24 protein-coding genes are annotated in these 25,219 nt (G+C 74.1%); 10 read left to right on the forward strand and 14 right to left on the reverse strand.

Annotated elements, in window-relative coordinates; all coding sequences use genetic code 11:
* Positions 1-178: 178 nt before the first annotated feature.
* The 9 genes from ACFV6D_RS22125 to ACFV6D_RS22165 all read right to left on the reverse strand — a co-directional run bounded on the left by ACFV6D_RS22125 (position 179) and on the right by ACFV6D_RS22165 (position 6,828).
* Positions 179-817 (reverse strand): DNA-3-methyladenine glycosylase I, encoded by a 639-nt coding sequence (locus tag ACFV6D_RS22125; RefSeq protein ID WP_380560875.1) that lies wholly within the window; start codon positions 815-817, stop codon positions 179-181.
* 80 nt (positions 818-897) lie between these two features.
* Positions 898-1,410, reverse strand: coding sequence for a methylated-DNA--[protein]-cysteine S-methyltransferase (locus ACFV6D_RS22130; RefSeq protein WP_063352124.1), 513 nt, complete (start codon positions 1,408-1,410; stop codon positions 898-900).
* Positions 1,411-1,659: 249 nt separating this feature from the next.
* The gene (locus ACFV6D_RS22135) at positions 1,660-2,190 is read right to left on the reverse strand and encodes a hypothetical protein (protein WP_380560876.1); all 531 of its coding nucleotides are present in this window, start codon (positions 2,188-2,190) and stop codon (positions 1,660-1,662) included.
* A gap of 132 nt (positions 2,191-2,322) precedes the next feature.
* Positions 2,323-3,099: a 2OG-Fe(II) oxygenase gene (locus ACFV6D_RS22140; protein ID WP_380560877.1), complete on the reverse strand. Its 777-nt coding sequence runs from the start codon at positions 3,097-3,099 to the stop codon at positions 2,323-2,325.
* Positions 3,096-3,713: a methylated-DNA--[protein]-cysteine S-methyltransferase gene (locus ACFV6D_RS22145; protein ID WP_380560878.1), complete on the reverse strand. Its 618-nt coding sequence runs from the start codon at positions 3,711-3,713 to the stop codon at positions 3,096-3,098. Before ACFV6D_RS22145 ends, ACFV6D_RS22140 begins: the two co-directional genes overlap by 4 nt.
* A complete protein-coding gene (locus ACFV6D_RS22150; RefSeq protein WP_380560879.1) occupies positions 3,710-4,201 on the reverse strand; it encodes an RNA polymerase sigma factor in 492 nt (163 codons plus the stop codon). Before ACFV6D_RS22150 ends, ACFV6D_RS22145 begins: the two co-directional genes overlap by 4 nt.
* Before the next feature lie 253 nt (positions 4,202-4,454).
* Positions 4,455-5,141 carry a hypothetical protein gene (locus ACFV6D_RS22155; RefSeq protein ID WP_380560880.1) on the reverse strand — a complete coding sequence of 229 codons (687 nt, stop codon included), beginning with the start codon at positions 5,139-5,141 and terminating at the stop codon, positions 4,455-4,457.
* Positions 5,142-5,422: 281 nt separating this feature from the next.
* Positions 5,423-5,668 carry a hypothetical protein gene (locus ACFV6D_RS22160; RefSeq protein ID WP_380560881.1) on the reverse strand — a complete coding sequence of 82 codons (246 nt, stop codon included), beginning with the start codon at positions 5,666-5,668 and terminating at the stop codon, positions 5,423-5,425.
* Complete coding sequence (locus ACFV6D_RS22165; RefSeq protein WP_380560882.1) at positions 5,665-6,828, reverse strand: anion permease; 1,164 nt, start codon at positions 6,826-6,828, stop codon at positions 5,665-5,667. The genes ACFV6D_RS22160 and ACFV6D_RS22165 overlap by 4 nt, the downstream gene beginning before the upstream one ends.
* Positions 6,829-7,081: 253 nt before the next feature.
* Here ACFV6D_RS22165 and mdlC point away from each other — a divergent pair, with 253 nt between their 5' ends.
* From mdlC to ACFV6D_RS22195, 6 genes are all read left to right on the forward strand, one after another.
* Positions 7,082-8,692 carry a benzoylformate decarboxylase gene (gene mdlC / locus ACFV6D_RS22170; RefSeq protein WP_380560883.1) on the forward strand — a complete coding sequence of 537 codons (1,611 nt, stop codon included), beginning with the start codon at positions 7,082-7,084 and terminating at the stop codon, positions 8,690-8,692.
* Positions 8,693-9,020: 328 nt separating this feature from the next.
* Positions 9,021-10,916: an amidohydrolase gene (locus tag ACFV6D_RS22175; RefSeq protein WP_380560884.1), complete on the forward strand. Its 1,896-nt coding sequence runs from the start codon at positions 9,021-9,023 to the stop codon at positions 10,914-10,916.
* Positions 10,917-11,113: 197 nt separating this feature from the next.
* Entirely contained in the window at positions 11,114-11,776 is a 663-nt protein-coding gene (locus ACFV6D_RS22180; RefSeq protein ID WP_380560885.1) for a hydrolase, read from the forward strand.
* Positions 11,777-11,824: 48 nt separating this feature from the next.
* Positions 11,825-12,349: a DoxX family protein gene (locus tag ACFV6D_RS22185; protein WP_380560886.1), complete on the forward strand. Its 525-nt coding sequence runs from the start codon at positions 11,825-11,827 to the stop codon at positions 12,347-12,349.
* A complete protein-coding gene (locus ACFV6D_RS22190; RefSeq protein ID WP_380560887.1) occupies positions 12,330-13,058 on the forward strand; it encodes a YoaK family protein in 729 nt (242 codons plus the stop codon). The genes ACFV6D_RS22185 and ACFV6D_RS22190 overlap by 20 nt, the downstream gene beginning before the upstream one ends.
* A 46-nt stretch (positions 13,059-13,104) precedes the next feature.
* Positions 13,105-14,016: a VOC family protein gene (locus tag ACFV6D_RS22195; protein ID WP_380560888.1), complete on the forward strand. Its 912-nt coding sequence runs from the start codon at positions 13,105-13,107 to the stop codon at positions 14,014-14,016.
* Between the two features lie 13 nt (positions 14,017-14,029).
* On the opposite strand, the gene ACFV6D_RS22200 is transcribed toward ACFV6D_RS22195, so the two are convergent.
* The 3 genes from ACFV6D_RS22200 to ACFV6D_RS22210 all read right to left on the reverse strand — a co-directional run bounded on the left by ACFV6D_RS22200 (position 14,030) and on the right by ACFV6D_RS22210 (position 19,059).
* On the reverse strand, positions 14,030-15,064 hold the full coding sequence (locus ACFV6D_RS22200; RefSeq protein WP_380560889.1) for a helix-turn-helix domain-containing protein: 1,035 nt from the start codon (positions 15,062-15,064) through the stop codon (positions 14,030-14,032).
* Between the two features lie 158 nt (positions 15,065-15,222).
* Complete coding sequence (locus ACFV6D_RS22205; protein ID WP_380560890.1) at positions 15,223-16,194, reverse strand: helix-turn-helix domain-containing protein; 972 nt, start codon at positions 16,192-16,194, stop codon at positions 15,223-15,225.
* Positions 16,195-16,311: 117 nt separating this feature from the next.
* Entirely contained in the window at positions 16,312-19,059 is a 2,748-nt protein-coding gene (locus tag ACFV6D_RS22210; RefSeq protein WP_380560891.1) for a BREX system ATP-binding domain-containing protein, read from the reverse strand.
* Between the two features lie 232 nt (positions 19,060-19,291).
* Between ACFV6D_RS22210 and ACFV6D_RS22215 the strand changes: the two genes are divergently transcribed.
* Both ACFV6D_RS22215 and ACFV6D_RS22220 read left to right on the forward strand, forming a co-directional pair.
* Positions 19,292-19,849, forward strand: a complete 558-nt coding sequence (locus tag ACFV6D_RS22215; protein WP_380560892.1) for a hypothetical protein — start codon at positions 19,292-19,294, stop codon at positions 19,847-19,849.
* An 80-nt stretch (positions 19,850-19,929) separates the two neighbouring features.
* Complete coding sequence (locus ACFV6D_RS22220) at positions 19,930-20,478, forward strand: hypothetical protein (protein WP_380560893.1); 549 nt, start codon at positions 19,930-19,932, stop codon at positions 20,476-20,478.
* A 100-nt stretch (positions 20,479-20,578) separates the two neighbouring features.
* Here ACFV6D_RS22220 and ACFV6D_RS22225 read toward each other — a convergent pair whose 3' ends face one another.
* Positions 20,579-21,064 carry a TetR-like C-terminal domain-containing protein gene (locus ACFV6D_RS22225; protein ID WP_380560894.1) on the reverse strand — a complete coding sequence of 162 codons (486 nt, stop codon included), beginning with the start codon at positions 21,062-21,064 and terminating at the stop codon, positions 20,579-20,581.
* Here ACFV6D_RS22225 and ACFV6D_RS22230 point away from each other — a divergent pair.
* Positions 20,951-22,369 (forward strand): APC family permease, encoded by a 1,419-nt coding sequence (locus ACFV6D_RS22230; protein WP_380376205.1) that lies wholly within the window; start codon positions 20,951-20,953, stop codon positions 22,367-22,369. The genes ACFV6D_RS22225 and ACFV6D_RS22230 overlap by 114 nt on opposite strands.
* A 37-nt stretch (positions 22,370-22,406) precedes the next feature.
* Positions 22,407-24,044: an amidohydrolase gene (locus ACFV6D_RS22235; protein WP_380560895.1), complete on the forward strand. Its 1,638-nt coding sequence runs from the start codon at positions 22,407-22,409 to the stop codon at positions 24,042-24,044.
* Positions 24,045-24,242: 198 nt separating this feature from the next.
* Here the strand turns inward: ACFV6D_RS22235 and ACFV6D_RS22240 are convergent, their stop codons facing one another.
* Entirely contained in the window at positions 24,243-24,947 is a 705-nt protein-coding gene (locus tag ACFV6D_RS22240; protein ID WP_380560896.1) for a TetR/AcrR family transcriptional regulator, read from the reverse strand.
* Between the last annotated feature and the right edge of the window lie 272 nt (positions 24,948-25,219).

The raw sequence follows: 25,219 nt of genomic DNA on the forward strand, positions 1-25,219 counted from the left end.
CGCCCAACTCGCAACAGCGGAAGGCCAACTCAACTCGGAGGAAGTCTTCGCGACCCACCGACAGGTCCTGGAAACCTACCGAATCGACCTCTGGTGGACTGCCGAGTCCGAGGATGACGAGGACGAGGAGGACGAGCCGAACGGCCTCACTGGGCAGGGGCGCTGGGTGGTGAGGCGGTCATTCCGGCCAGATTCCGGAGGAACCGCGGCGGTGGGAGTCCAGCAGGTGGGTGTCGATGATGCCGATGGCTTCCATCAGGGCGTGCATGGTGATCGGGCCGACGAACGCGAACCCCTGCGCGCGCAGGGCCTTGGACAGGGCCTGCGATTCGGGGGAGGTGGTCGGGATCTCGGCGAACGTGCGCGGCCTGGGGGTGTCGAGTGGCTTGAACCCCCACACGAAGTCGGTCAGGCCGCCGTGTTCGCGCAGCCGGACGGTCGCCCGGGCGTTGGCCACGGCCGCGAGGATCTTCGCGCGGTTGCGGACGATCCCGGCGTCGGCCATGAGGCGTTCGACGTCGGTGTCGCCGTAGCCGGCGACCCGGTCGGGGTCGAAGTCGTCGAGCGCGGCGCGGAACGCCGGGCGCTTGCGCAGGATCGTCGCCCACGACAGCCCGGCCTGGAAGGCTTCCAGGCTGATGCGTTCGTACAGGCCGCGCTCGTCGCGCACGGGCATGCCCCACTCGGTGTCGTAGTACTGGCGGAGCAGCGGATCGGTGCCGGCCCACGCGGGGCGGGCGAGCCCGTCCTCGCCGATCACCACCCCGGGGTCGACGGGGTGTTCGGGGGCGAGGGCGGGGACGGTGTCGCTGGCCATCGGGGAAGGGTTCCTCGCTGTTCTTCAAAGGGGCAGGGGGTGCCGGGCGTTCGCGGTCGGGCCGCCCGGCCGGGGCGCGGCTAGAACAGTCGTCCGGCCCGGGTCTCGACCGGCTCCTCCAGGTCCAGCAGGAGCTGCTTGCGCTCCAGTCCGCCGCCGAATCCGGTGAGTTTGCCGCCCGCGCCCACCACTCGGTGGCAGGGGATGACGATGCTCACCGGGTTGCGCCCCACGGATTGGCCCACGGACTGCGCGAACCCCTTGCTGCCCAGCTCGACCGCGATGTCGCCGTAGGTGATCCGCGCGCCGTACGGGATCTGGCGCAGCTGCGCCCAGACCTGTTCCTGGAACTCGTCGCCGTTCGTCGCCGCCGCGACGTCGAACACCTGCCGCTTTCCGGCGAAGTACTCGTCGAGTTCGCTGCGGGCCTGGGCGAGCACCGGGTCGGCCGAGGTGTCGGCTCGCCGGCCCCACGCCGAGGGCCGGGGCGTGTACCGGTAGCCCGGGAAGTAGAGCCCGATCAGGGCGTTGTCGCCGGCGACGACCAGGAGCCGTCCCACCGGGCTGTCCACGTAGGCGTGCCGGACGTCCATGTCGATCTCCTCTCTGCGCCTGCTGTCTGTGGTGAAGACGCGCGGGCGCACCGAAACGTGAGACGCGTTCCGGCAGCAGTCGGCCGGGCAGGACGGCGGGGCGGCCGAAGGCTGGGCCGGGCAGGATTCCCGAAAGGCGCGTGGATACGCGGGATCACGAGGAGTGCGGGGGTCCTGGGGCAACAGGGGTGCCCCCGGGGGCGGGGCTGACCGCATCGCGCGGCACCTCCGGCAGGTCGGACAGCGCCGTCACCGTGATCTGCCGGGGCCGGGGCCGGTGACCGTGAGGCCGCCGCCGTCGGTGACGGTCCAGGTGGCGCCGTTCGCGTCGGCTCCGGTCAGGCCGCGCAGCTGCCGGGCACCGACCAGGGCCAGCGTGGCGGGGCGGCCGATGGCGGCGGTGGCCAGGGTGCGGTCGGGCCGCCAGGACGTGGACCACAGCAGCCGCCGGGCCACCTGGGCCCAGCCGACCTCCGGGCCGGTCATCACCCACACGTCGGCCGGCGCGTCGGCGAAGTGGCGGGCCTGGCACAGCCAGGAGGCTGCGGTCTCCGGCCAGGTGGTCGTGGTGGCCACGACGCCGCCGGCGGCCTGCCAGGCCCGGGTGATCGCGTCGGCGCCTGCCAGCGCGGCCGGGGTCCGGCCGGAGCCGACGGCGATGCTCCGGGCGCCGCGCGCCTGGGCCAGCGCGACCAGCACGGTGACTTCGGTGTCGGTGACTGCCAGGTCGGGGCCCGGCGGTGGGGGGTCGGTCAGCAGGGGGCTGGTCAGGGGATTCATGGGGTGCCTTCTTCGTCAGCGCTCTTCGATGACCGGCAGAGGTCCAGGTGGCGCACCGCGCCCGGCCGGCAGGAGCGGGCGGGCGGGCGGGCGCGGTGAATGCGGACAGACCGACGGCGGCCGCCGGGGATGCTAGGCGGCGTCGTGGAAGACCAGGGCCAGGGTGTGCCGGTGCCCGGAGCGGAGCGCCGAGACGCCGTGCCGGACCGGGGCGGCGGACCAGCCCCGCGCGGAGCGCACGGGCCGGTCGCGGGTGGTGAACACGTAGCCGTGGCCCTGCGGGAGCAGGGTGGCGGTACCGCGGGACTGGGCGCGGGGGCGCTGCTCGACCAGCAGGAACTCCCCACCGGTGTGGTCGGTGCCGGGCCGGTCCAGGTTGATCACGACCTGCAACGGGAACACCAGGTCGCCGTACAGGTCACGGTGCAGCGCGTTCCAGTCCCCGGCGCCGTAGCGCAGCAGGATCGCGGTGGACTTGGACTGCCCGGCCGCGTGGCACATCTGCAGCCACTCGTCCAGGGTGTCCGGCCACGGCGCGGTGCGGCCGAGCCGTTCCCACCAGGTGCGGGCGATGGGCAGCAGCCTCGGGTACAGGGCCTGCTTGAGCTGCTCGACCGGCTCGGGGTAGGGGACGTGGAAGTACTTGTACTCGCCGGCCCCGAACCGGTACCGGGCCATGTCGACGGTGGAACGGAACAGCTCGGGCCGCCCGTACAGGTCCCGGAGTCGGCCGGCCTCGTCCGGGGCGAGCAGTTGCGGCAGCAACGCGCCTCCGAACGCGTCGAGTTCGGCGGCCACCGCGTCCCAGTCGGCGCTCTCGGCCCGGCCGGCCCACGGCCCGGATCCGGTGGCGGCGTCCGCGCCGGGAGCCGTCGCCCTCGTGTTCGCCCTCGCAGCGGTGGCGGTCATGCCGCGGCCTCCAGTTCCAGTAGTGCGGTCTTGGCCTCCAGGCCGCCGATGTAGCCGCCGAGGGTGCCGTCGGTGCGCAGCACCCGGTGGCAGGGGACGACCACCGGCAGCGGGTTGGTCGCGCAGGCCGTGCCGACCGCCCGCACCGCCTTGGGGCTGCCGACCAGTTCGGCGACCTGGCGGTAGCTGCGGGTCTGGCCGTAGCCGATCTCCGGCAGGTGCTGCTGGACCAGTTGCCGGAAGCCCTTGGACAGGGACAGGTCCAGCGGCAGGTCGAACGCGCGACGGCGGTGGTCGAAGTACTCGTCGATCTCCCGGGCGGCGGTGTCCAGCCGGCCGGGGGCGCGCAGGATGCGCGGGCTGACCTTGTCGGCCAGGGCCTGAAGGACCTGGTCGTGGCCTTCGACCGCGAAGGCGACACGGACCAGGCCCCGGTCGGTGGCGGCCAGCAGCAGGGGGCCGACCGGGGAGTCGACGACGGTGTAGGCGATGTCGACCAGGGCGGCGGCTTGGGCCTCGGCCTCCAGCCGGCGGTGCAGCCGGGCCAGGGTCCCGGCGTCGACGGGAGCCGACAGCACGCTCAGGACGTCATCGTGGGATCGGGTGCCGCTCATGTAGATGCTCCTCTCGAGGTCGCGCCCGGATAGTGTTTTCGTAGGTTCTTCAGACCGTCCGCCGCCGCCCGGCGCGCCGCCGCGGTGTTCCCGCCCACCACCGCCGCGATCTCGTCGTACGACATCCCGGCCAGATAGCGGAACGTGACCGCCTGCCGCTGCTTGCCCGGAAGGCGCCCCACCATCTCCCACAGCTCCCCGTCGTCAGCGCCCGGAACGCCCAGCGAACTGGGCTCCTCCGGCAACTCCTCGGCCGGCAGCGGCCGGCGTCCGGCGGCGCGCAGCACGTCGATCGCCTTGCGCCGGGCGATCGTCACCAGCCACGCCTCCACGTTCGCCGTCTCCGGCAGCCCCGGCCAGGCCCGCATCGCCGCCAGGAACGTCTCCGACCAGGCGTCGTCTGCGTCGTGTGTCCCCAGCAGCGCCCGGCACACCCGCAGCACGGTCGCGCCGTGCTGCTCGACCGCCTTCTCGAACGGTTCCCTCATCCTCGCCCTGCCGTAGACCTTGAATCCGAACCGATGTGTTCGAGCTCCCGAAACAGCCGGCCGGTCGCGGCCGGCACTGCCCTCCTCCAAGTCCGGCGGCCTCCGCTCGGTTTCTTCGGGTCGTCGCCGTGCCCGGCCGCCTTCTGCACCTGCTGTCCCACCTGGAAGACGGTGCGGGTACCGAGAACGTGAGATCCGAATTTCACCCGGTGGGAACGTGCCCGGCGCGGGCCTCAGCCGCAGCCACTCCCGTTCATCCGGCGGACGGGTGCAGGACGGGCGCGTACCCGCCGACCAGCACCTGCACTGTCACCGCGGGGGTGAGCACCTCCACCCGAAGGTCCGGGGCGACCGCCCGCGCCGCGCCGTACCCGGCCATCGACCAGGGCCGCCAGCACCCCTGCCGCATCAGCCCGGCCTCACCGTCCAGGCGGACGAACGCGCCGTCCGGCAGGTCGCCGGCCGCCGCCCGGAAGGTGCGCTGGCGCCCGTCGGGCGTTCGCCGGTCCGCCTGCAGCCTGCTGTCCATCTCCGGCGCGCCGGGAAGGCCGCCTCCCAGGGTGTCGGCCCAACTGCGCTGGAACCGCCGGTAGTCCGGGACGCGGCACAGCCCGCACGGCCGGTGCCCGGCGGCAAGGGCCGTGGCCTCGTCGAGGAAGTACAGCTCCGTCAGCCGGCCCGGCTGCCACTGAACCCGCCACCAGTCCTTGAACTCCAGCACGCAGCAGACCCAGGCCCGCGTCGACGGCTTGCGCGTCGGCTGGCCGCCGGCGCCGAGCAGCGAGCCCCGGTTCCCCCAGAACAGCCCCCGCCCCGGGTCGGCCACGAGCTCGCCGTCCGGCCGCACCCGATTGCGTCGGCCCGTACGGACCCGTTCGCCCGCCCCCGGCTGGTTCTCCCGCCTGTTCTCCCGTCTGGTCAAGCCCTCGTCCACCGGCATGATGCGCTCCTCGCCCTGTCGGATGATCGGCAGGCGGGGTCGACCGCCGACATGGTGGAGACTCCGGCGGCAGGTCAGGCATGCGGCCGGAGTCCGGACGCCCATCGGATCACGATGCGCCCTGGATGTTCCCCGAGTTCCGAGGTGCGTTACCGCGGCAGCTTGGTGGTGCGCTCCAGGCGGACGGCAGGGGACGGACGGCAGGGGACGGACGAAGCACGACAGCACCCGCAGTGACGAGCGGGATCGGCACTCGCCGAGACGGCCTGGACGGCGGGCGGTCAGCGGTGGCCGACGATGACGGAGATGCCCCAGCCGATCGCCGCGAGCACCACCGCGAAGATCAGTCCCGCCAGGGTGGAGCCGACCGGCCCGGCGGCGGGCCGGACGGCGGCGGGCTCGCCGGCCGCGCCGGTCGGGTTGAGCAGGCGCAGGCCGAGGGCGAACAGCGCGGGCAGGCCGGCGCCGGTGAGCAGGCCCACCACGACGATCTTCCACACCGCGTCCAGGTTGATCCAGGAGTTCACGGGCTCACCTCGTCCTTGGCCTTGACCGGCTCCGGCGTCACCGAACCGGTCCACGCGGCGTTGACGTTCTCCGGCGTCACGGCCGGATGGCGGGAGGCGGCGAAGAAGGCGGCCGACGCCGGCACCAGCACGCCGACGATCACCACCACCACACCGGCCGTCCCGCCGATCCCGTTCGCGGCCCAGTAGGCCACCGCGCCGGCCAGCGCGGAAGCCGGCAGGGTGAGCAGCCAGGCCGTCACCATCCGGCGGGCGAGCTGCCAACGCACCACGGCGCCGCTCCTGCCGACCCCCGAGCCCAGGATCGACCCGGTGGCCACGTGCGTGGTGGAGAGCGAGTAGCCGAAGTCGGTGGAGCAGAGGATCACGGCGGCCGAGGCCGACTCGGCGGCCATCCCCTGCGGCGCTTCGATCTCCACCAGCCCCTTGCCCAGGGCCCGGATCACCCGCCAGCCGCCGATGTAGGTGCCCAGGGCGATCGCCAGCGCACAGGAGAGGATCACCCAGTCCGGCGCCTTCGCCCCGGCGGGCAGGGTGCCGTTGGCGATCAGGGCGAGGGTGATGGCGCCCATGGTCTTCTGCGCGTCGTTGGTGCCGTGGGCGAGCGAGACCATGGAGGCCGAGCCGATCTGGCCGAGCCGGAAGCCGCGCCCGCGGGGGCCTTCGGGCACGTCGCGGGTGAGGCGGTAGACCAGGAGGGTGCCGACCACGGCCACCCCACCGGCGATGAACGGCGACAGCGCCGCGGGCACGATCACCTTGGAGACCAGCCCCTGCCACTTGACGGCCGAGGCCCCGGCAGCCGCCACCGTCGCCCCGACCACCCCGCCGATCAGCGCGTGCGAGGAACTGGAGGGGATCCCGAGGTACCACGTGGCCAGGTTCCACAGGATGCTGCCGACCAGACCGGCGCACACCACCGTCAAGGTCACCTCCCCCGTGGCGACCAGGCCGTTGGCGATGGTCGCCGCCACGGCGGTCGACAGGAACGCGCCCACCAGGTTCAGCACCGCCGACACCGCGACCGCGACGCGCGGCGGCAGGGCGCCGGTGACGATCGAGGTCGCCATCGCGTTGCCGGTGTCGTGGAAGCCGTTGGTGAAGTCGAAGCCCAGCGCCGTGGCGACCATCAGCGCCAGGACCGCGTCGTTGCCGGTCACGGACCCGAACCTAGCCCGCGCACCGGCCGAGGCGGCGGCCGACCCGCCCTGCCCCAGGGCCCGGCATCCCGTTCGTCCGGTTGCGGGGCCCTCGGTGCCGATGCTCTCCTGCAAGAGCCAGTCGGCGTGACGATCGGAGCCGACGTGCCGCCCCCGTCGCCGTCCCGCCCCACGAGGCTGCCGGCCGGCTGGACCGAGACCCGTCCCTGCAAGCCCTGAGGCCCTGACGCCCCGGGTGAAAGCGTTGGCGCCCATGGCTGAGCACTCCACCGTCCGCACCGTGACGTACGACCTGCTGCGCACGCTCGGACTCACCACGGTCTTCGGGAATCCGGGCTCCACCGAGGAGCCGTTCCTCCAGGACTTCCCCGCGGACTTCGCCTACGTCCTCGCGCTCCAGGAGGCGTCCGCCCTCGCGATGGCCGACGCCTTCGCGCAGGTCACCGGCCGCCCCGCGCTGGTCAACCTGCACTCCTCGGCCGGCACCGGCAACGCGCTGGGCAACCTGGTGGCGGCCCACCACGGGAACACGCCCCTGATCGTCACCGCCGGCCAGCAGCACCGGGAGCTGGTGATCGGCGAGCCGTACCTCGGCAACCGCGAGGCCACCCAGCTGCCGAAGCCCTGGGTGAAGTGGTCCTACGAACCGGCCTGCGCCGAGGACGTCCCCGAGGCCTTCATGCGCGCCTACGCGCAGGCGCTCCAGCCGCCCGCCGGCCCGGTCTACCTGTCGATCCCGATGGACGACTGGAAGCGGCCGCTGTCCGGCTTCACCCGGGTGCGGACGGTGAGCGAGCGGGTGGCCCCCGACCCCGGGCGGCTGCGGGCCTTCGCCGAGCGCATCACCGCCAGCCGCCGACCCGCACTCGTCTTCGGGCCGGAGGTCGACCGCAGCGGCGGCTGGGACGCGGCCGTCGCCCTGGCGGAGAGACTGCGCGCCGCCGTCTACGGCGCCCCGCTGGGGGACCGCGTCTCCTTCCCCGAGGACCACCCGCTCTTCGCCGGCCCGCTGGGCATGTCGGTGAAGACCATCAGCGACCGGCTGGCCGGGCACGACCTGGTGGTGGTGATCGGCGCGGAGGTGTTCCGCTACTACCCTTACGTACCCGGCGACTACCTCCCCCCGGGCACCGGGCTGCTCCAGATCACCGGCGACCCGGAGGCGGCCGCGGCCGCGCGGGTCGGCGACAGCCTGCTCGGCGATCCCCGGCGGGCGATCGAGCTGCTCCTCGACCTGGTCGAGGAGGGTTCGGCGCGGACCGCTCCGGAACCGATGCCGCGGCCCCGCGTGCTGCCGTCCGCCCCGGGCCGGCCGCTCACCCCGCCGGAGGTCCACGCCGCCCTGAGCAGGGTCCGCCCGCCGGACGCCGTCATCGTCAACGAGTCGACGTCGACCATGGCGCAGCAGCTCGAATGGCTGCCCACCACCCGATCGGGCTCGTTCTTCGCCACGGCCAGCGGAGGCATCGGCTGGGCCGTCCCGGCCGCGGTCGGCGTCGCGCTGGCCGACCGGGACCGGGGGACGCGGCGCCCGGTGATCGGCCTGATCGGCGACGGCTCCTTCCAGTACTCCGTGCAGGCCCTCTACACGGCGGCCCGGCACCGCCTCCCGATCGTCTACGTGGTGATGCGCAACCACGAGTACTCGATCCTCAAGTCGTTCGCCCTGCTGGAGGACACCCCCGGGGTGCCCGGGCTCGACCTGCCCGGACTGGACGTCGCCTCGGTGGCCCGCGGCTTCGGGTGCCACGCCGTCGACGTGGAGACCACCGAGGACCTGGAGCGGGAGTTCACCGCCGCCCTGACCGCCGACACCCCCACCGTCATCGTCGTTCCCACCCGGCCCCAGCAGGCCGCGCTGTAGCCCGCGCGGCGGGGCCGGGCCGGGCGGCAGGAGCACCTCGGCGACCAGCAGGGGAAGGTGTCCGACAGCCGGGCACCTTCCCCTTTCGGCACCACGGACCCCTCCGTCTTCCGCCATCGACCGCCCGCGCACGATCGTCGCTGCGGGCGGCTGGTGCGCTCGCGGACCGGGGCCGGTGCGCTGTGGGCCAAGTCCGGCACCACCGCCGCGCCTAACGTCTCGTCAGGAGCCCGGACGGGGCGGGGCTTTGGCCCCGGCCCGCTCGGAAGCCTCCACCCGCCGTCCGCACCCGGGCGGCAGGTCGATCCCGTGACAGGAGGCCGTCGAGGTGCCTGCAATACCCGTCGGTGGGCTGGTCCCCCGGGCCGTCGAGGAAGCCGCCGAGAACGCCGCCGATGTCGTCGTCCGCAACGCGAAGATCCACACCGGCGACGCCCGCCGCCCCCAGGCCGGCGCCCTCGCCATCCGCGACGGCGTGATCACCGTCGTCGGGGACGACCCGGACGTCGCCCCGGCCATCGGCCCGTCCACCGTCGTGGTCGACGCGCTGGGCCGACGGGTGGTGCCCGGCCTCAACGACGCGCACCTGCACGTGATCCGGGGCGGCCTCAACTACGTCCTGGAGCTGCGCTGGGACGGCGTGCCATCGCTGCGCCGGGCGCTGGCGATGCTGCGGGAGCAGGCCGCCCGCACCCCCAGGGGCCAGTGGGTGCGGGTCGTCGGCGGCTGGTCGGCCGAGCAGTTCGCCGAGCGGCGGCTCCCGACGCCCGCCGAGCTGAACGAGGCGGCGCCGGACACCCCGGTGTTCGTCCTCCACCTCTACCAGTCGGCGATCCTCAACCGCGCCGCCCTGCGCGCCGTCGGCTACACCCGCGACACCCCGGACCCGAAGGGCGGCCAGATCGTCCGGGGCCGCGGCGGCGAGCCGAACGGCATGCTGTTGGCGGCGCCGAGCGCCCTGGTCCTCTATTCGACGCTGGCCAAGGCCCCGGTGCTGGAGGGCGAGGACCGTGCGACCTCCACCCGGCACTTCCTGCGCGAGCTGAACCGCTTCGGGCTGACCTCCGCGATCGACGCCGCCGGCGGCTTCCAGAGCTTCCCCGAGAACTACGCCACGGTGACCCGACTCGCCCGCGAGGGCCTGCTCACGCTCCGCATCGCCTACCACCTGTTCCCGCAGACCCCCGGCCAGGAGCTCGACGACCTCACCCGTTGGATCGAGACGGTCCGCCCCGGGGACGGCGACGCCTGGCTGCGGCTGAACGGCGCCGGCGAGAACCTCACCTGGGCCGCCGCCGACTTCGAGAACTTCGCCGAGCCACGCCCCGAACTCGGCCCCTACGAGGGCGAGTTCGAGAAGGCCGTCCGCCTGCTGACAGAGCACGGCTGGGGCTTTCGGCTGCACGCGACCTACGACGAGACGATCCGGCGCGACCTCGCGGTGTTCGAGAAGCTCGCCGCCGAGGGGCTCTTCCCGGCCGGGAACCGGTGGCTCTTCGACCACGCGGAGACCGTCTCCCGGGACAGCCTGGACCGGATCGCGGCCCTCGGCGGCTCGCTGTCGGTGCAGAACCGACTGTCCTTCCAGGGCGAGGTGTTCACCCGCCGCCACGGCGTCGGCGCCGCCGCCGAGGCTCCGCCGATCCGCGCGATGCTGGAGCGCGGCCTGACGGTGGCCGCCGGTACGGACGCCACCCGGGTGTCCTCGTACAACCCCTGGGTCGCCCTGCACTGGCTGGTCTCCGGGCGCACGGTCGGCGGGTCGGCGATCCGGCCGCCGCAGAACCGGGTGGACCGGGCGACCGCGCTCGCGATGTACACCACGGCCGGCGCCGCCCTCACCGGCGAGCAGGACGTCAAGGGCGTGCTGCGGACCGGCTGCTACGGCGACCTGGCCGTCCTGTCCGAGGACTACTTCACCGTGCCGGAGCCGGAGATCCCGTCCATCGAGTCCCTGCTGACGGTCGTCGGCGGCCGGATCGTCCACGCGGCGGCCGAGTACGAGGGCATGGACGAGGAGCTCCCGCCGGTCAGCCCCGGCTGGAGCCCGGTCGCCCACTTCGGCGGCTACCAGGCCTCCGGTCGCACCTCCGGCGCGGGCGCCCGCCAGGCGGAGCTGCTCGGCGAGGTCGTCGCCGAGTCGCAGCTGCACCACCGCTGGCGGGTCGCGCGCGGCCTGGCGGACGAGCACCACCAGCCGTTCGACCCCTGCTTCCTCCTCTGATCCACCTCCCCCGGCCCCTGATCCACCTCCCCCCGGGGGGGGGGCGGGGGGGGCCGGGGGGCGCGGCCGCGCGGCCCCCCCCCCGCCCCCCCCCCCCCCCCCCCCACCCCCCCCCCCCACACCCCCCCCCCCCCCCCCCCCCCCGCGCGCCCCCCCGGCGGGGGGCCCTGCCGAGACACACCGAAGGGAACCCCCTCATGGTCGACCTCACCCAGGTCAGCCCCACCCCGAGCCCCGACCTGCTGACCCCCGACAACGCCGTGGTGCTGTTCGTGGACCACCAGCCGCAGATGTTCTTCGGCACCGGCAGCGGCGACCGCACCGCGATCATCAACGCCACCGTCGGCCTCGCCAAGGCCGCCCGGGCCTTCGAGGTGCCGACCGTCCTGACCACCGTCGCCGCCGAGTCCTTCTCCGGCCCGCTGCTGCCGCCGCTGGCGGCGGTGTTCCCCAAGGCCGAGGTCCTCGACCGCACCTCGATGAACGCCTGGGAGGACGCGGCGGTCGTCGAGGCGGTCAAGGCCACCGGGCGCGGCAAGGTCGTCATCGCCGGCCTGTGGACCGAGGTCTGCCTGGTCCTGCCGGTGCTGTCCATGATCGACCAGGGCTACGAGGTCTACGTCGTCACCGACGCCTCCGGCGGCGTCTCCCCGCAGGCCCACGAGCACGCGATCCAGCGGATGACGCAGGCCGGCGCGGTGCCGGTCACCTGGGTCCAGGTGCTGCTGGAGCTCCAGCGCGACTGGGCCCGGACGGAGACGTACGGCGTGGTCACGGAGATCGTCAAGGAGCACGGCGGCGCGTACGGCCTCGGGATCGTCTACGCCCAGGCCGTCATCGGCGAGCACGCCGCCGGCTGACACCCACCACCGACGCTCCGTCAGAACAGGGACCAGGGACAGGACACGATGGATACCGGACTGCTGATCCTCCGCGTGGTGGTGGGCCTGCTCATCGCCGGACACGGGGTACAGAAGGTGAGCCACCGCCTCGGGGGCAACGGCCTCGCCGGCGGGACGGAGGAGTTCCGGCACGACGGCTTCCGCGGCGGGACGCTCACCGCGCTCGCCGCGGGCGCCGGGCAGGTCGGTTCGGGCCTGTTCCTGGCCCTGGGCGCGCTCACCCCGCCGGCGGCCATGGTCGCCATGGGGGTGATGACGGTGGCGATGACCGTCAAGCTGCCGCACGGGCTCTGGGTGCAGGACGACGGCTACGAGTACCCGCTGGTGCTGGTCGTCGTCGCGGGAGCGCTCGCCCTCACCGGCCCGGGCCGGTGGTCCGTGGACCACGCCGTCGGCCTGACCGCCTGGCCGCTCTGGCTGTCGGTCACGGCCGCCGTGCTCGGCCCGGCGAGCGGGCTGCTCACCCGGGTGGTCCTGCACCACCCGCCCGCACCCGAGGAGGCGGCCGCCGTTGCGCGCCCTGCTGACTGACGCCCTGCGCACCCTCGCCCCGCTGCGCACCGACCGGCACGGGCCCCTCCCCCCGCTGATGCTGCTGCTGACGGTGGCGACCGGGGTGGTCGACGCCGTGAGCTACCTCGGCCTCGGGCACGTCTTCGTCGCCAACATGACCGGCAACGTGGTCTTCCTCGGCTTCGCCCTGGCCGGTGCCCCGGGCCTGTCGGCCACCGCCTCACTCGTCTCGCTGGCCTCCTTCCTGGCCGGCGCACTCGTCGGCGGACGGCTCGGCAGCCGGTCGGCCGCCCACCGCGGACGCCTGCTGGCCCTGGCCGTCGGCGTCCAGACGGCCCTGACGGCCGCGGCGGCCGCCACCGCCGCGGCCGGCGGCGCCGACTACGTCCTGATCGTCCTGCTGGGCCTGGGCATGGGCCTGCAGAACGCGGTCGCCCGGCGGCTCGCCGTACCCGACCTGACCACCACCGTCCTCACCCTCACCCTGACCGGCCTGGCCTCCGACTCGACGGCGGCCGGCGGCACGGCGCCGCGCCCGGGCCGCCGGATCCTCTCCGCCCTGGCGATGCTGCTCGGCGGCCTCGCCGGCGCGGCGCTGGTCCTGCACGGGCGGCCTGCCGCGGCCCTCGCCCTGGCCGCCCTGCTGCTCCTCGGCACGGCGCTGGCCGCCCACCGGCTCTCGGCCGCCGACGGCCCCGACGCCCCCTGGGCCGCGCCGACAGTCTGAGCAACCCACCGCACCGTCACAACGTCAGAACATCAGGAGCTTCCCCATGATGCGACGCTTCGCCCGACGCCTCGTCCCGCTCGCCGCGGCGATCGCCGCGCTGACGGCCCTGCCCGCCGCCTCGGCGGCCCAGCCCGCACCGGCCAGCCGCCACACCTTCGCCGTCGGCCCGCAGTACGACTCCACCCACGTGTACGTCGAACCGGGCACCGAGCAGGCGTTCGCGGCCAGTTGGGTGGCCACCTTCGGCGGCAGCACGATCGGGCCGAACGCCACCCAGGTGACGCCCACGCCCAGCCGGACGCTCTCCGAGCTGGTGCTCTCCCCGGTCGGCACGCTGTCGGTGTTCGACTACACCACGCCCGTCCCGTACCCGTTCGGCACCGAGCGCACCGGCTGGCTGGTCACCGACCTCGACCAGGCGGTCCGCGCCGCCCGCGCCGACGGAGCCGCCGTCACCGTGGCGCCGTTCGCCGACCCGATCGGCCGGGACGCCGTCGTCCAGTTCCCCGGCGGCGTCAGTGCCCAGCTCTACGTGCACACCACCCCGCCGTCCTACCCCGAGTTGGCCAGCGTGCCGGAGAACCGGCTCTACCTGTCACCGGACGCGGTGGGCGCCTTCCTGCACAGCTTCCTCGCCTTCACCCAGGGCCGGATCGTCTCCGACGACCGCCGGGCCGACGGCGCCGCGATCGGACTGCCCGGCACCGCCTACCGGCTCGTCCGCCTCACCTCCGGCTTCGGCACCACGACGGTCGCCGTGACGGACGGCCACCTGCCGTACCCGTTCGGCCGGGAGCTCACCGGCTACGGCGTGGCGGACCTCGGCGCCACCCTGGAGCGGGCGAAGGCCGCCGGCGCCTCGGTGCTGTCGGGCCCGGTCCGGGCGGGCGGCCGGGACACCGCGATGGTGCGGTTCCCCGGCGGCTACGTCGCGGAGCTGCACAACGGCCGGTGAGCGGCGGGGGCGGTCACACCGCGATGCCGTACCCCGCCGGCCGGACGGCCGGGACCGGCTGCCCGGCCGGCCGCACCGCGCTTCCCCGGGCCGGGCCCGCCAGTGCGCACGCCTGCCACTCGCGCGGCGAGACCCCGTAGGCGGCCCGGAAGGCCCGGCTGAAGTGACTGGCGCTCACGAAGCCCCACCGGCCGGCGACCGCCGCCACGGTCGCCCGGCCCGCGTTCGGACGCCCCAGGTCCCGGCGGGACATGTCCAGCCGCTGGCGCTGGATCCAGCGGGCCACCGTCACCCCCTCGAAGCGGAAGAGCTTGTGCAGGTACCGCACCGACACGTGATGGGCCCCGGCGATCCGCTCCGGTGAGAGGTCCCGGTCCCCCAGGTGGCGCAGGATGTGGTCCTTCACCCGGGCCAGGGTGGCCAGGGCCGCCTCGGGCGCCTCCGGGGCGGCCCTGCCGCGCCGTTCGTGGGCGAGCACCGCGAGCAGGTCGAGCGCCGTGGCGGCGAGCCGGCGGGCCACCTGTGGCTCCATCGAACCGGCCGACCGGGAGAGGCACTCCAGGTAGGCGGCCACCAGGCGGGCGGTGTCGTCGCAGGTGTCGAAGGCCGTCGCGGTCAGCACCCGCAGGTCCTCCTCGGTGACGCCCACCGCCGAGCGCGGCCAGTGGAACGCCGTGAAGACGAACGGTTCCGGCAGCTCCTTGACGAACGGCCTCCCGGCGTCCGAGATCGCGAAGGCGCCCGGGCGCAGCTCCACCTGGCGGCCGTCCTGGACCAGCCGGGCGGTGCCGCGGTGGTGGAGCGCCAGGGTGAGGTGGTCCTCCCCGCCGCGGGCGATCAGGCCCGCGCTGCGCTCGACCCGCTGCGGTCCGGCCTGGACCAGGGAGACCTGCACGGCGCCCAGGCGGTGGCTGGTGATCGCCGCGGGCGCGGGCGCGTCCTCGCACAGGGCGACGTCGAGCGGGATGAAGGTGCGGGAGACGGCCTCGTGCCAGTACTCGGCGCGGTCGGCGGACGGTATCCCTGTGGTGTCGAGGACGACGGACATCTGTACTCCTCTTCGGGGGGGCCGGCCGATCAGGGCCCACCAGGAACGGCGTGCGGGGCGAGGTGCACGGTGTCGACCGCCTGGACGGTGGCCCGATCGTGCCCTTCGGCGGACGGCTCGGCGGACGGTTCGGTTCGGCAGACGGCTCGGCGGCCCGGTCAGCCGGCCTCGTCGTTCCGGAGCGAGCGCCACTCGCGCGGCGGGACCCCGTACGCGGCGCGGAAGGCCCGGCTGAAGTGCGCCGGGTTGACGAAGCCCCAGCGTTGGGCGACAGCTGACACGGTCGGGGCCGTACGACCGCGGCGGCCCAGCTCGCGGGCACAGGCTTCCAGGCGGCGCTGCTGGACAAGGCGGCTCACCGTCACTCCCTCGTTCTCGAAGAGCCGGTGCAGGTACCGCACGGAGATGTGGTGGGCCCACGCGATCCGCTCGGGTGTCAGCTCCGGATCGCCCAGCCGGCGGTCGATGTACTCCCGCACCCGCCGGACCAGGTGCCCGTCGGGGCCGTCCGGCTCGTCCGTGGCCCGGTCGGCCACCAGGTGGGCGACGAGCGCGCTCACCAGGTCGGCGACGCGTCCGGCCAGCAGGTCTCCGACCGGTGCGGGGAGCGACCGGGCGGACGCGGCCAAGGCGCCGAGGAAGGGCGCCAGCACCGGCCCGCAGCCGTCCGCGGGGCCGACGGCGGTGCCCGCCGCGTGCCGCAGGTCGCGCTCCGCCGCACCGAGCAGCCGGCTCGGCAGGTGGACCAGATGGGTGCGGAAGCGCTCCGGGAAGTCGACGGCGTAGGGCCGCTCGGTGTCGTACAGCATGAGCCCGCCCGGCAGCGCCTCCGCCCGGCGCCCGTCCTGCTCCAGCACGGCCCGGCCCGACACCTGCACCCCGACCCCGACCTGCGGCTCGGTGCGCGGGGCCCGGACGATCAGGTCGGCCGTACGGGAGAGGCGGGCGGCGTCCGCCTCCAGGGTGGAGATCCGTACGTAGCCGAGCCGGTGCGACTCCAGGAGTCCGTCGAACGGCCGCCCGGTGAGCGGGTGCACCTCCACCGGCACCAGCGTCCGCGACACCATCGCGCTCCAGAACGCCGCCTTCTCCTCGTCCGCGACCGACGCCGTCGTCACCCGCACGCCCATCTGACCGCCCTTCCGTCGAAGCCCTGCGCGGTCCAGCGTGGACCGCGCGCACGACGTGCCGTTAGGTCATCTGACTGCCGCGCCGGGAAGGGCGGTTCGAGGAGCCGTTCCGGCAGGTCAGCCGCCGTCCAGGGCGTGGGCGAGCGCGGCCCGGGTGGTGATGCCGAGCTTCGGGAAGATCCGGTAGAGGTGGGCCCCGACGGTGCGGGGCGACAGCTGGAGCTGCCGGCCGATCTCCTTGTTGGTCAGCCCGGTCGCGGCCAGCCGGGCGATGCGCAGCTCGTGACCGCTGAGGCCGGCCGGTTCCGCGTCCGGTCCGCCCGGCGGCAGCGCCACGGAGTCGCCGGCCGCCCGGAGTTCCGCCTCGCACTGCCGGGCCCAGGGGGTGGCTTCGAGGCGGCGGAACACGTGGTGGGCCGCGCGCAGCGCCTCCCGGGCCCCGGGCCGGTGGCGCCGGCGCAGCCACGAACCGTGGGCGAGCCGCAGCCGGGCGAGGTCGAACGCCCACCGCTCGGCGCCGGGTACGGCGTACGCGGCGCGGTAGGCGTCGTCGGCCTCGTCGTCGTCGGTGGCGGCGGCCGGGGCGGTGGCTGCCAGGGCGGTGGCGGCCGCGAAGAGGAAGGCGTGGCGGCCGGAGATCTCCGCCGAGCGCGCCGCGGCTCCGGCCGCGAGGTGGTCCCGGGCCTCCTCGTGGCGGCCGGTGTGCACGGCGGCCGTCACCAGGTCGAGGACCAGCGCGTGGCGCCACGGCGACCCGTTGGGCAGCCGCCCGGGCGGGGTGAGCTCGCAGAAGTGCGCGTACGCCTCCTCGTCGCGTCCGTGGGCGAGCGCCGCCAGGCCGCGCAGGTGGGTCAGGCGGTCCAGGACGTACCGCATCCGCCCCCGGGTGGCGGCCGGGCGGACGGCCTGCTCGATCTCCCGCAGGCCGTCCTCGTCCCCCCGGCCGGCCAGGAAGTGGGCGTAGTACTGGCGGAACATCAGGGCGTTGGTGTGATAGCCGAGTTCGTCCGCGACCTCGGCCTCGCGCAGGCAGGCGGCCGCCCGGTCCCAGTGCCCGAGCAGGAAGTCCTGGTGGCACTTGGCCTTCGCCACCGAGCCCTGGGTGGCGTAGCCGTGGAAGCCGGTGAAGCGCCGCCACAGGTCGCCCTCGGGGCAGTCGAGCGCCGAGGCGGTCCACAGCAGGAGCCAGGCCGCACCGGCCCCCTGCTCCTCGGTCATGGCCCCGGCCACCGTCCGCAACGCTTCGGCGACCTCCGGGCCGGGGGCGGTCCAGGCCCGCAGGCACAGCCGCCCCACCTCGGAGACGTTCTCCCGGTGCCGTTCCAGGGCGTGCCACACCCACGGGTCGTCGGTGTAGCTGGCGGCCAGCAGCAGCTTGAAGTACACCTGGTCGACCAGCCCGCCGAAGGTGTCCGCGCCCGGGGCGGTCAGCGCGTCGAGGGCCGCGGGCAGCAGGGCGGCGGAGGACTCGAAGTCGACGTGGTGGCTCTGGTCGGCGTAGACCACCGCGTACGCGAACAGCGGGGCGACGTCCTGCGGCACCGTGCTGGACTTCAACTCCTCCACCAGGTCCACGGAGTGGCGCAGCTGCCCGCCGCGCGCCGCCATCACCGCGGCCCAGGTGAGCCGGCGGGTCTGGTCGCAGGAGCCGGGGCTGAGGGCGGCGGCGCGTTCGAGCAGCAGCGCGCCCTCCGCGTCGCCCCCTCGACGCGCGAGGTCGCGCCCCGCCTCCTGCAGCCGCTGCGCGAGTGCCTCGTCGGGCAACAGCGCGGCCGACGCCTCGTGGGCCAGCCGCCTGGGATCATCCGGCGCGAGGGCGGCGGACAGGGCCCGGTGCGCTTCCCGGCGGGCGCTGTCGGAGGCGGTGGAGACGACGGCGGTACGGACCAGGGGGTGCCGGAACACGAGCTGTCCGGCCCGGTCGAGCCGGACCAGCCCGTCCGCCTCGATCCGTTCCAGGATCTCCCGCGCGTTCTCGTCCGCGACGGCGCGCAGCCACGCCCCGGTGGCGGACTCCGTACCGGTGGCCAGGGCGCCCAGCAGCAGCAGGCGGCCGACCTCGGGCGTCACGGCGCCCAGGCGGTCGGCGAACATCCGCTCCAACTTCCGTCCCAGTGGCAGCCGTTCGGGCAGCGGGGCGGCCCCCAGCTGCTGGGCGGCCGCCAGTTGGCGCGGCAGCTCCACCAGTGCCAGCGGGTTCCCGGCCGCCTCCGTGAGGACCCGGTCCCGGGCGGGCGCGGCGAGGTCGGGGTAGCGGGCGCCCAGCAGTAGCGCCGCGTCCGCCCGGGGCAGGGCCCGCACGTCGACGGTCTCGGCCGACCACGTCCGGGCGGCCGGTCCGCCCGGTCGGGTGGCGGCGACGATCACCACCGGCAGCTCGGCGCAGCGGCGGTTCAGGAAGGCGAACACGCTCGCGCTGGAGGAGTCGATCCAGTGCAGGTCGTCCAGGAGCAGCAGCACCGGGGCGGTCCGCACCGCCTCCTCCAGCAGGGCCAGCACGGCGGCGCCGACGGCGAACCCGCTCGGGGTGCCGGCCCGGACGCCGAGCGCGCTCTCCAGGGCCTCCCGCTGGTGCGCGGACAGGATGTCGGTGCGCTGGAGCAGCGAGCGGAAGGCCTGGTGGAGGGCGCCGAACGCGAGATCCGTCTCCGCCTCCGTACCGAGCGCCCGCAGGACGGTGAACCCCCGCTCCCGCGCCGCCCGTTCCACCCAGGCCAGCAGTGTGCTCCTGCCGACCCCGGCCTCACCGCGCAGCAGGACCGTGGAACCGCTCGCACCGTCCACGGCCTGGACCAGCGCCGCGGTCAGCAACTCCGTCTCCCGTTGCCGCCCGACCAGCCCCGGCACCCGCCCGTCCTCCGCCACCCTTGCCCCCTCGGGTCCGCCCGGGTCACTCCACGGGCAGCCAAGGCTACCGTCCGTCAACGTCTCCGGGCACGCCGTCGGACGCTCCCCGGGTCGCCGTGGGCCACTCGACGTGATCGGGCACGTCCGCCGTGGCACGTCGTTCGACTTCTTCGGTTCGTCCGCGTTTTGGCTCCGGGCCGCAGGGCACGCGCCGTTCAGGGAGGTCCGGAGCTACAAACGGAGGACCCAAATGTCAACAGGGACCCTCATCGCAGTCCTCGTCATCGTCTTCGCCCTTCTGGTCGTGGCCGCGCTGGTGGCGACGTTCGCCATCCGCCGCCGCCATCTGCAGGAACGGTTCGGCCCGGAGTACGACCGGACCGCCGAGGCGAAGGACGGCCGTTTCGCCGCCGACCGGGAGCTGCACAAGCGCGAGTCGCGCCACGACTCGCTGAACATCAAACCGCTGTCACCAGGTGCCCGTGACCGCTACGCCAAGGACTGGGCACGGGTGCAGGAGCAGTTCGTCGACCGGCCCGACGACACGGTGCACGAGGCGGACCGGCTCGTCACCACGCTCATGAGCGAGCGCGGATACCCGACCGAGGGGTACGAGCAGCAGCTCAAGGACCTCTCCGTCGAACACGGGAACGTGCTGACGCACTTCCGGTCCGCTCACGAGGTCAACGACCGCAGCAGCCGCCACCAGGCGACCACGGAAGAACTGCGGGGCGCCATGGTGCACTACCGCACCCTGTTCGAGGAACTGCTCCACAACGGCGACCGTCCGCAGGGCAGCCGCGCGTGAGCCCCGGACCGGCGAGTTGAGCCGACGGGGCGAGACCGGCGACGGCCGCCGACCGGAACTGCCGAAAGGGAAGTGAAGAGATGCACAGCCGAGCAACATCCGAACCGGTCGAGGGCGGCCTGTCCACGGAGGACCTGGCCGGCGCCCGACAGGACACCGACGAACAGAACGACACCTCCGGGGCGGATTCGCCACCGGCGTTCCCCGGGGAAGCCACCACCGAACAGCGGAGCGGCGAGCAGGAGTTCACGCTCGAAGACCGCGGCCGCGAGCAGGAAAGTGGGCAGGAAGAGCACCAGGAAACGGGCTACACCCAGGCATCCGAGCCGTCCGAGCGCACCGAGGGCTCGGAATCCGCCGAGAACGAACCCCTGCTGGGCGGGCAGCAGGAGGAGTTCCGCTCCCGGTGGCAGAAGATCCAGGGCGAATTCGTCGACGACCCTCGCAACGCCGTGTCCGCGGCCGACAACTTGGTCGCCGAGGCGATGCAGGCACTCGCCACCACCTTCTCCGCGCACAAGCAGGACCTCGAAGGCCAGTGGCACCGCGGCGACGAGGTGCCGACCGAAGAACTGCGCGTCGCGCTCCAGCGCTACCGCTCGTTCTTCAACCGCCTGCTCAACACCTGAAGCAACGGGGCCGAAGCCACGCCCCCCGACCTGCGATGACCGAGCTCCATCCGGTCCTCGCCCAAAAAACCGAACAGGTTCTTCGGGCCTCCTGCGAACCTCAGGAGGCCTGCTGCTGGACCGGACCGGGCGACAGCAGCCGCGACACGAGGGTGCGGGTCCATTCGGCGGTCAGCGGCAGGTCGGTGAAGACGGCGCGGTAGTGGAGGGGCGCGAGTACGGCGTCCGCGGTGTGTTCGAGGGTCGGGGGCTGTTCGCCCCGGGCCCGTTCCCGCCCGAGGACGGCTTCGAGCCCTTGCTCGCGCTCTCCTGCGCGCCAGCTCTTATGACAACAGCATTGACGTGTAGGGACGCCACCGGTTTCATGTCTCGCACCCCTCCCCCACACGAGCAAGGCGGTGATCCGTTGACACCGACGGTGAAGGCCACGGGCGACGCTCCGAGACCGGACACGAGCAGCCCCCACGTCACCATGCACAAGTCCATCGGCCTGCTGGACGGGGCGACGATCGCCGCCTCCAGTACGGCGGCCACCAGCAGCATCGGCATCGGCCTGGGCCTGATGGCCGGAGTCGTCGGCCTGCACCTGCCCGCGATCATGCTGTTGGCCTTCCTGCCCGTGCTCGCCATCGCGGGCGGGTACGGGCGACTGAACGCCGTTGAGCCGGACGCCGGCAGCAGCTACCGCTGGGTGGGCCGAATACTCAACCCCTGGCTGGGCTTCCTCACCGGCTGGGTGAACACCGTCGGCACCGTGGTCTTCATGGCCTACACCACCACGGTCACCGGGTCCTCCATCATCCAGCTCCTCGACCTGGCCCACGTGCGCAGCGTCGCGGGCCTCCGCCTCGACGCCGACTCGACCGTCCAGTGCACCCTGCTCGGCCTGGTGGTCCTGGCCGGCGCGGCGCTGGTGGCGGTGCGCGGCCTGGACCTGGCCGCCCGGCTGCAGAAGGCGCTGCTGGTGTTCGAGTACGCGGTGCTGCTCGGCTTCTGCGGGTACGGACTGTTCGCCGGCGACCAGCCGTTCTCACTGCAGTGGTTCAACCCGTTCGACATCCCGTCCTTCGACGCGCTCGCCCAGGGCATGGTGCTGGCGGTGTTCTGCTACTGGGGCTTCGAGTCGGTGTTCAGCGTCGGCGAGGAGGTGCGCAGCCCCCGGGACGCCTCGCGGGGCGGCATGCTCGCCCTGGTGGTGATGCTGCTGCTCTTCCTGCTCGCCGGTACGGCCTTCCAACGGGTGCTGCCGCTCGACGAATTGGCCGACAACGGCGCACACGGGCTCGCCTACTTCGGCACGACGCTCGCCCACCAGCCGTTGGCCGCCCTGCCGTTGATCGCGCTCATGTTCTCCGCGGTGGCCTCCCTGCAATCGTCCGTGATCCCGACGGCGCGCGGAATGTACGCGATGGGGCGCGACGGCGTGCTCGGCCCGGTCTGGACCCGGCTGCACCCGAAGCACGCGACGCCCGCCGTCGGCACGCTCCTGATCACCGGCATCGCGATGGCCCTCGCGCTGGCCTCGATCGTCATCCCCACCGTCAACGACCTGATCTCCGCCTCCGTCAACGCGATCGGCATCATCGTCGCGCTGTACTACGCGCTGACGGCCGTCGCGGCGGCCGTCCGGTTCCGGCACCTGCTGCGCAGCAACCCGCTGGAGGGGCTGCGCGCGGTGGTCGGCCCGCTGCTGGGCGCGGCGACCCTGCTCGCCGTCGGCGGCTATCTCGCCTGGTCGTTCTACGACTCCGCCGACCACTTCGAACTGGCCGCCGACAACGGGTGGTTCGAGCTGACCGTGACGGTGATGATGATCGTCACCGGACTACCGGCGGCCGCCTGGGCCCGCTGGCGGCGGCGCTCGCCCTACTTCCTGCCCGACACCGACTGACGATCCACGGAAGCCACGAGAGAACGGAGCACCCCCCATGCCCGAGGCCGATCTGGTCTTCACCCGCGGCCCGGTCCACACCGGTGACGCCGCCCGCACCCGGGCGACCAGCCTGGCCGTGACCGGCGAGCGGATCACCGCCGTCGGCCACGACGAGGTCCGGGAGCTGATCGGGCCGGGGACGGAGGTCGTGGACCTCACCGGCAAGCTGCTGCTGCCCGGATTCCAGGACGCGCACATCCACGCGGTCTTCGGCGGCACCGAGTTGGCGGTCTGCGACCTCACCGGCACGGTCGGCGTCGCCGACTACCTGGAGCGGATCCGCGCGTACGCCGACGCCAATCCCGGCCAGGCGTGGATCACCGGCAGCGGCTGGTCGATGGAGAGCTTCGAGGGCGGGCTGCCGACCCGGCAACTGCTGGACTCCGTCGTCCCGGACCGCCCGGTGTACCTGACCAACCGCGACCACCACGGCGCCTGGGCCAACACCCGGGCGCTGGAGCTCGCCGGCCTCACCCGGGACACCCCCGATCCGGCGGACGGCCGGATCGAGCGCGAGCCGGACGGCACTCCGGGCGGCACGCTCCAGGAGGGCGCCACCGGCCTGGTCGCCCGGCTGATCCCGCCCTCCACCGCCGCCGACCGGCTGGACGGGCTGCTGCGCGCCCAACGGCTGCTGCACTCGCTCGGCATCACCGGCTGGCAGGACGCGCTGCTCGGCGAGTTCAACGGCCAGCCGGATCCGTCCGACGCCTACCTGGCCGCCGCGCGCTCCGGCGCGCTGACCGCCCGGGTGACCGGCGCGCTCTGGTGGGACCGCGACCGAGGGGCCGAGCAGATCCCCGAACTGGTCGAGCGGCGTGCAGGGTCGAGCCAGGGGCGGTTCCGGGCCGGCTCGGTGAAGATCATGCAGGACGGCATCGCCGAGAACTTCACCGCTGCCATGACCAGCCCCTACCTGGACGGCTGCGGCTGCGCCACCGCCAACTCCGGCCTCAGCTTCGTCGACCCGGCCGCCCTGCGCGGGTACGTCACCGAGCTGGATGCGCTCGGCTTCCAGGTGCACTTCCACGCCCTCGGCGACCGGGCCGTCCGCGAGGCGCTGGACGCGGTCGAGGCCGCCCGCGCCGCCAACGGGCGACGCGGCACCCGCCATCACCTCGCCCACCTCCAGGTGGTTCACCCGGATGACCTCGACCGTTTCGCCCGGCTCGGCGCGATCGCCAACATCCAGCCGCTCTGGGCCGCGCACGAGCCTCAGATGGACGAGTTGACGATCCCGTTCCTCGGCCCGGAGCGCGCCGCCTGGCAGTACCCCTTCGGCGCCCTCCAGCGCGCGGGCGCCACCCTGGCGGCGGGCAGCGACTGGCCGGTGAGCAGCCCGGACCCGCTCGCCGGCGTTCACGTGGCCGTCAACCGGAGGGAGCCGGGGGCCGCCGACGGCCGGGTCTTCCTCCCCGAGCAGCGCCTCGACCTGGCCTCCGCCCTCGCGGCGTACACGGCCGGAACCGCGCACGTCAACGGCCATGACGACGCCGGCACCCTCACGGCGGGCCACCTCGCCGACCTCGTCGTCCTGGACCGCGACCTCTTCACCGCCCCCGCCGAGGAGATCGCCGACGCCCGCGTCCTGCGCACCTACGTCGGCGGCCGGCTCGTCCACGCGGCGGACTGACCCACCCGGGGGTGAGTCGGCGCCCCGGCGTCTCAGGGCACTACCGGGATCCCCCGCACGAAGTGATGAAACGTACCCAGGAACGCGTAGGCGCCAGGGCTGCGTCGGCACCGTGACGGTCGCCGACGCAGCCGGGAGCGATCGGCCCGGTTCCGAGGGCCGATTCGGATCCGGCAGCGCTCGGCCCGTCGCCCGCGCTCAGCCCGTCGCCGGGAGACGGGCCTCGGCGGCATCGAGGAGGAGGTCGAGGGCGTAGGGATAACCGCTGCGGCGCATGTCACTGGTGAGGAGGCGGGCGGTGGCGGCGATGTGCGGGTGCGTGGTGGCGTCGAGCCGGGCGTAGGAGGCCTGCCAGACCTCCAGGTCGGCGGCCTGGGCCGCGGCGGGCAGGGCGAGGGCGGCGGCGTCGAGCGCGGCGAAGCCGAGGCTCTGGTCGACGAACGCGTGGTAGATCCGGACGGCCTCGCGGTCGGGGAAGCCCGCCCCGCGCAGGACGCCGAGGATGGCCTCGACGGCGGCGATCTCGTAGGTTCGGCCGGTGGTGCGGTGGGCGGCGAGCAGCGCGGCCTGGGGGTGGGCCTGGTAGGCGGCGTGGATTCGCAGGCCGATGGCGCGCAGGTCGGCGCGCCAGTCACCAGTGGCCTGCCAACCGTGCTGGGCGCGGCCGATGAGCTCGTCGGCGACGGCGAGCAGCAGGTCGTCGGTGCTGCGGAAGTAGCGGTAGACGGCGCTGGGATCGGCGCCGAGCGCGGTACCGAGCCGCCGTACGGTGAGCGCGTCCGCGCCGTGCTGCTCGATGAGCCGCAACGCGGTGTCGACGATCAGTTCCCTGGACAGGATGACGCCTTGCTTGGTGGGCCGCCGACGCTGCCGCCGGGGCTCGGGGACTACCCGTTCGCTCATACCGGCAGCGTAGGTCAACATGCTTGACGTAAGCCAGGGAAGGCTCGCATTTCCGCCGTGCCCGAGGAGGTCCCGTGCACCCTCCCGGCCCTGGCCGCCGGAGAAGAGCGCAGATCGCGATCCCACAGAAAGCCGCGGCCCAGGGCCCCACCGGCTTGCTCTACGACGCCGACGTCGCGGGGGGGGGGGGGTCGGCCGACCCGCCCCCCCCGCGGGGCGCCCCCGCCCCCCCCCGGTACCCGGCCCTCCACGCAGGGAGCGGGCCGCCGCGG

It is taken from the genome of Kitasatospora sp. NPDC059812, assembly GCF_042732075.1.
Taxonomy (GTDB): Bacteria; Actinomycetota; Actinomycetes; order Streptomycetales; family Streptomycetaceae; genus Kitasatospora.

What these genes read in the sequence shown, in the direction of transcription:
- ACFV6D_RS22130 (WP_063352124.1), bottom strand. Translation starts at nt 1,410, where the DNA reads ATGGACGTCCGGCACGCCTACGTGGACAGCCCGGTGGGACGGCTCCTG.
- ACFV6D_RS22235 (WP_380560895.1), top strand. Translation starts at nt 22,407, where the DNA reads ATGCCCGAGGCCGATCTGGTCTTCACCCGCGGCCCGGTCCACACCGGT.
- ACFV6D_RS22145 (WP_380560878.1), bottom strand. Translation starts at nt 3,713, where the DNA reads ATGAGCGGCACCCGATCCCACGATGACGTCCTGAGCGTGCTGTCGGCT.
- ACFV6D_RS22240 (WP_380560896.1), bottom strand. Translation starts at nt 24,947, where the DNA reads ATGAGCGAACGGGTAGTCCCCGAGCCCCGGCGGCAGCGTCGGCGGCCC.
- ACFV6D_RS22195 (WP_380560888.1), top strand. Translation starts at nt 13,105, where the DNA reads ATGATGCGACGCTTCGCCCGACGCCTCGTCCCGCTCGCCGCGGCGATC.
- ACFV6D_RS22200 (WP_380560889.1), bottom strand. Translation starts at nt 15,064, where the DNA reads ATGTCCGTCGTCCTCGACACCACAGGGATACCGTCCGCCGACCGCGCC.
- ACFV6D_RS22180 (WP_380560885.1), top strand. Translation starts at nt 11,114, where the DNA reads ATGGTCGACCTCACCCAGGTCAGCCCCACCCCGAGCCCCGACCTGCTG.
- mdlC (WP_380560883.1), top strand. Translation starts at nt 7,082, where the DNA reads ATGGCTGAGCACTCCACCGTCCGCACCGTGACGTACGACCTGCTGCGC.
- ACFV6D_RS22220 (WP_380560893.1), top strand. Translation starts at nt 19,930, where the DNA reads ATGCACAGCCGAGCAACATCCGAACCGGTCGAGGGCGGCCTGTCCACG.
- ACFV6D_RS22125 (WP_380560875.1), bottom strand. Translation starts at nt 817, where the DNA reads ATGGCCAGCGACACCGTCCCCGCCCTCGCCCCCGAACACCCCGTCGAC.
- ACFV6D_RS22185 (WP_380560886.1), top strand. Translation starts at nt 11,825, where the DNA reads ATGGATACCGGACTGCTGATCCTCCGCGTGGTGGTGGGCCTGCTCATC.
- ACFV6D_RS22135 (WP_380560876.1), bottom strand. Translation starts at nt 2,190, where the DNA reads ATGAATCCCCTGACCAGCCCCCTGCTGACCGACCCCCCACCGCCGGGC.
- ACFV6D_RS22150 (WP_380560879.1), bottom strand. Translation starts at nt 4,201, where the DNA reads ATGAGGGAACCGTTCGAGAAGGCGGTCGAGCAGCACGGCGCGACCGTG.
- ACFV6D_RS22140 (WP_380560877.1), bottom strand. Translation starts at nt 3,099, where the DNA reads ATGACCGCCACCGCTGCGAGGGCGAACACGAGGGCGACGGCTCCCGGC.
- ACFV6D_RS22155 (WP_380560880.1), bottom strand. Translation starts at nt 5,141, where the DNA reads ATGCCGGTGGACGAGGGCTTGACCAGACGGGAGAACAGGCGGGAGAAC.
- ACFV6D_RS22230 (WP_380376205.1), top strand. Translation starts at nt 20,951, where the DNA reads ATGCACAAGTCCATCGGCCTGCTGGACGGGGCGACGATCGCCGCCTCC.
- ACFV6D_RS22205 (WP_380560890.1), bottom strand. Translation starts at nt 16,194, where the DNA reads ATGGGCGTGCGGGTGACGACGGCGTCGGTCGCGGACGAGGAGAAGGCG.
- ACFV6D_RS22215 (WP_380560892.1), top strand. Translation starts at nt 19,292, where the DNA reads ATGTCAACAGGGACCCTCATCGCAGTCCTCGTCATCGTCTTCGCCCTT.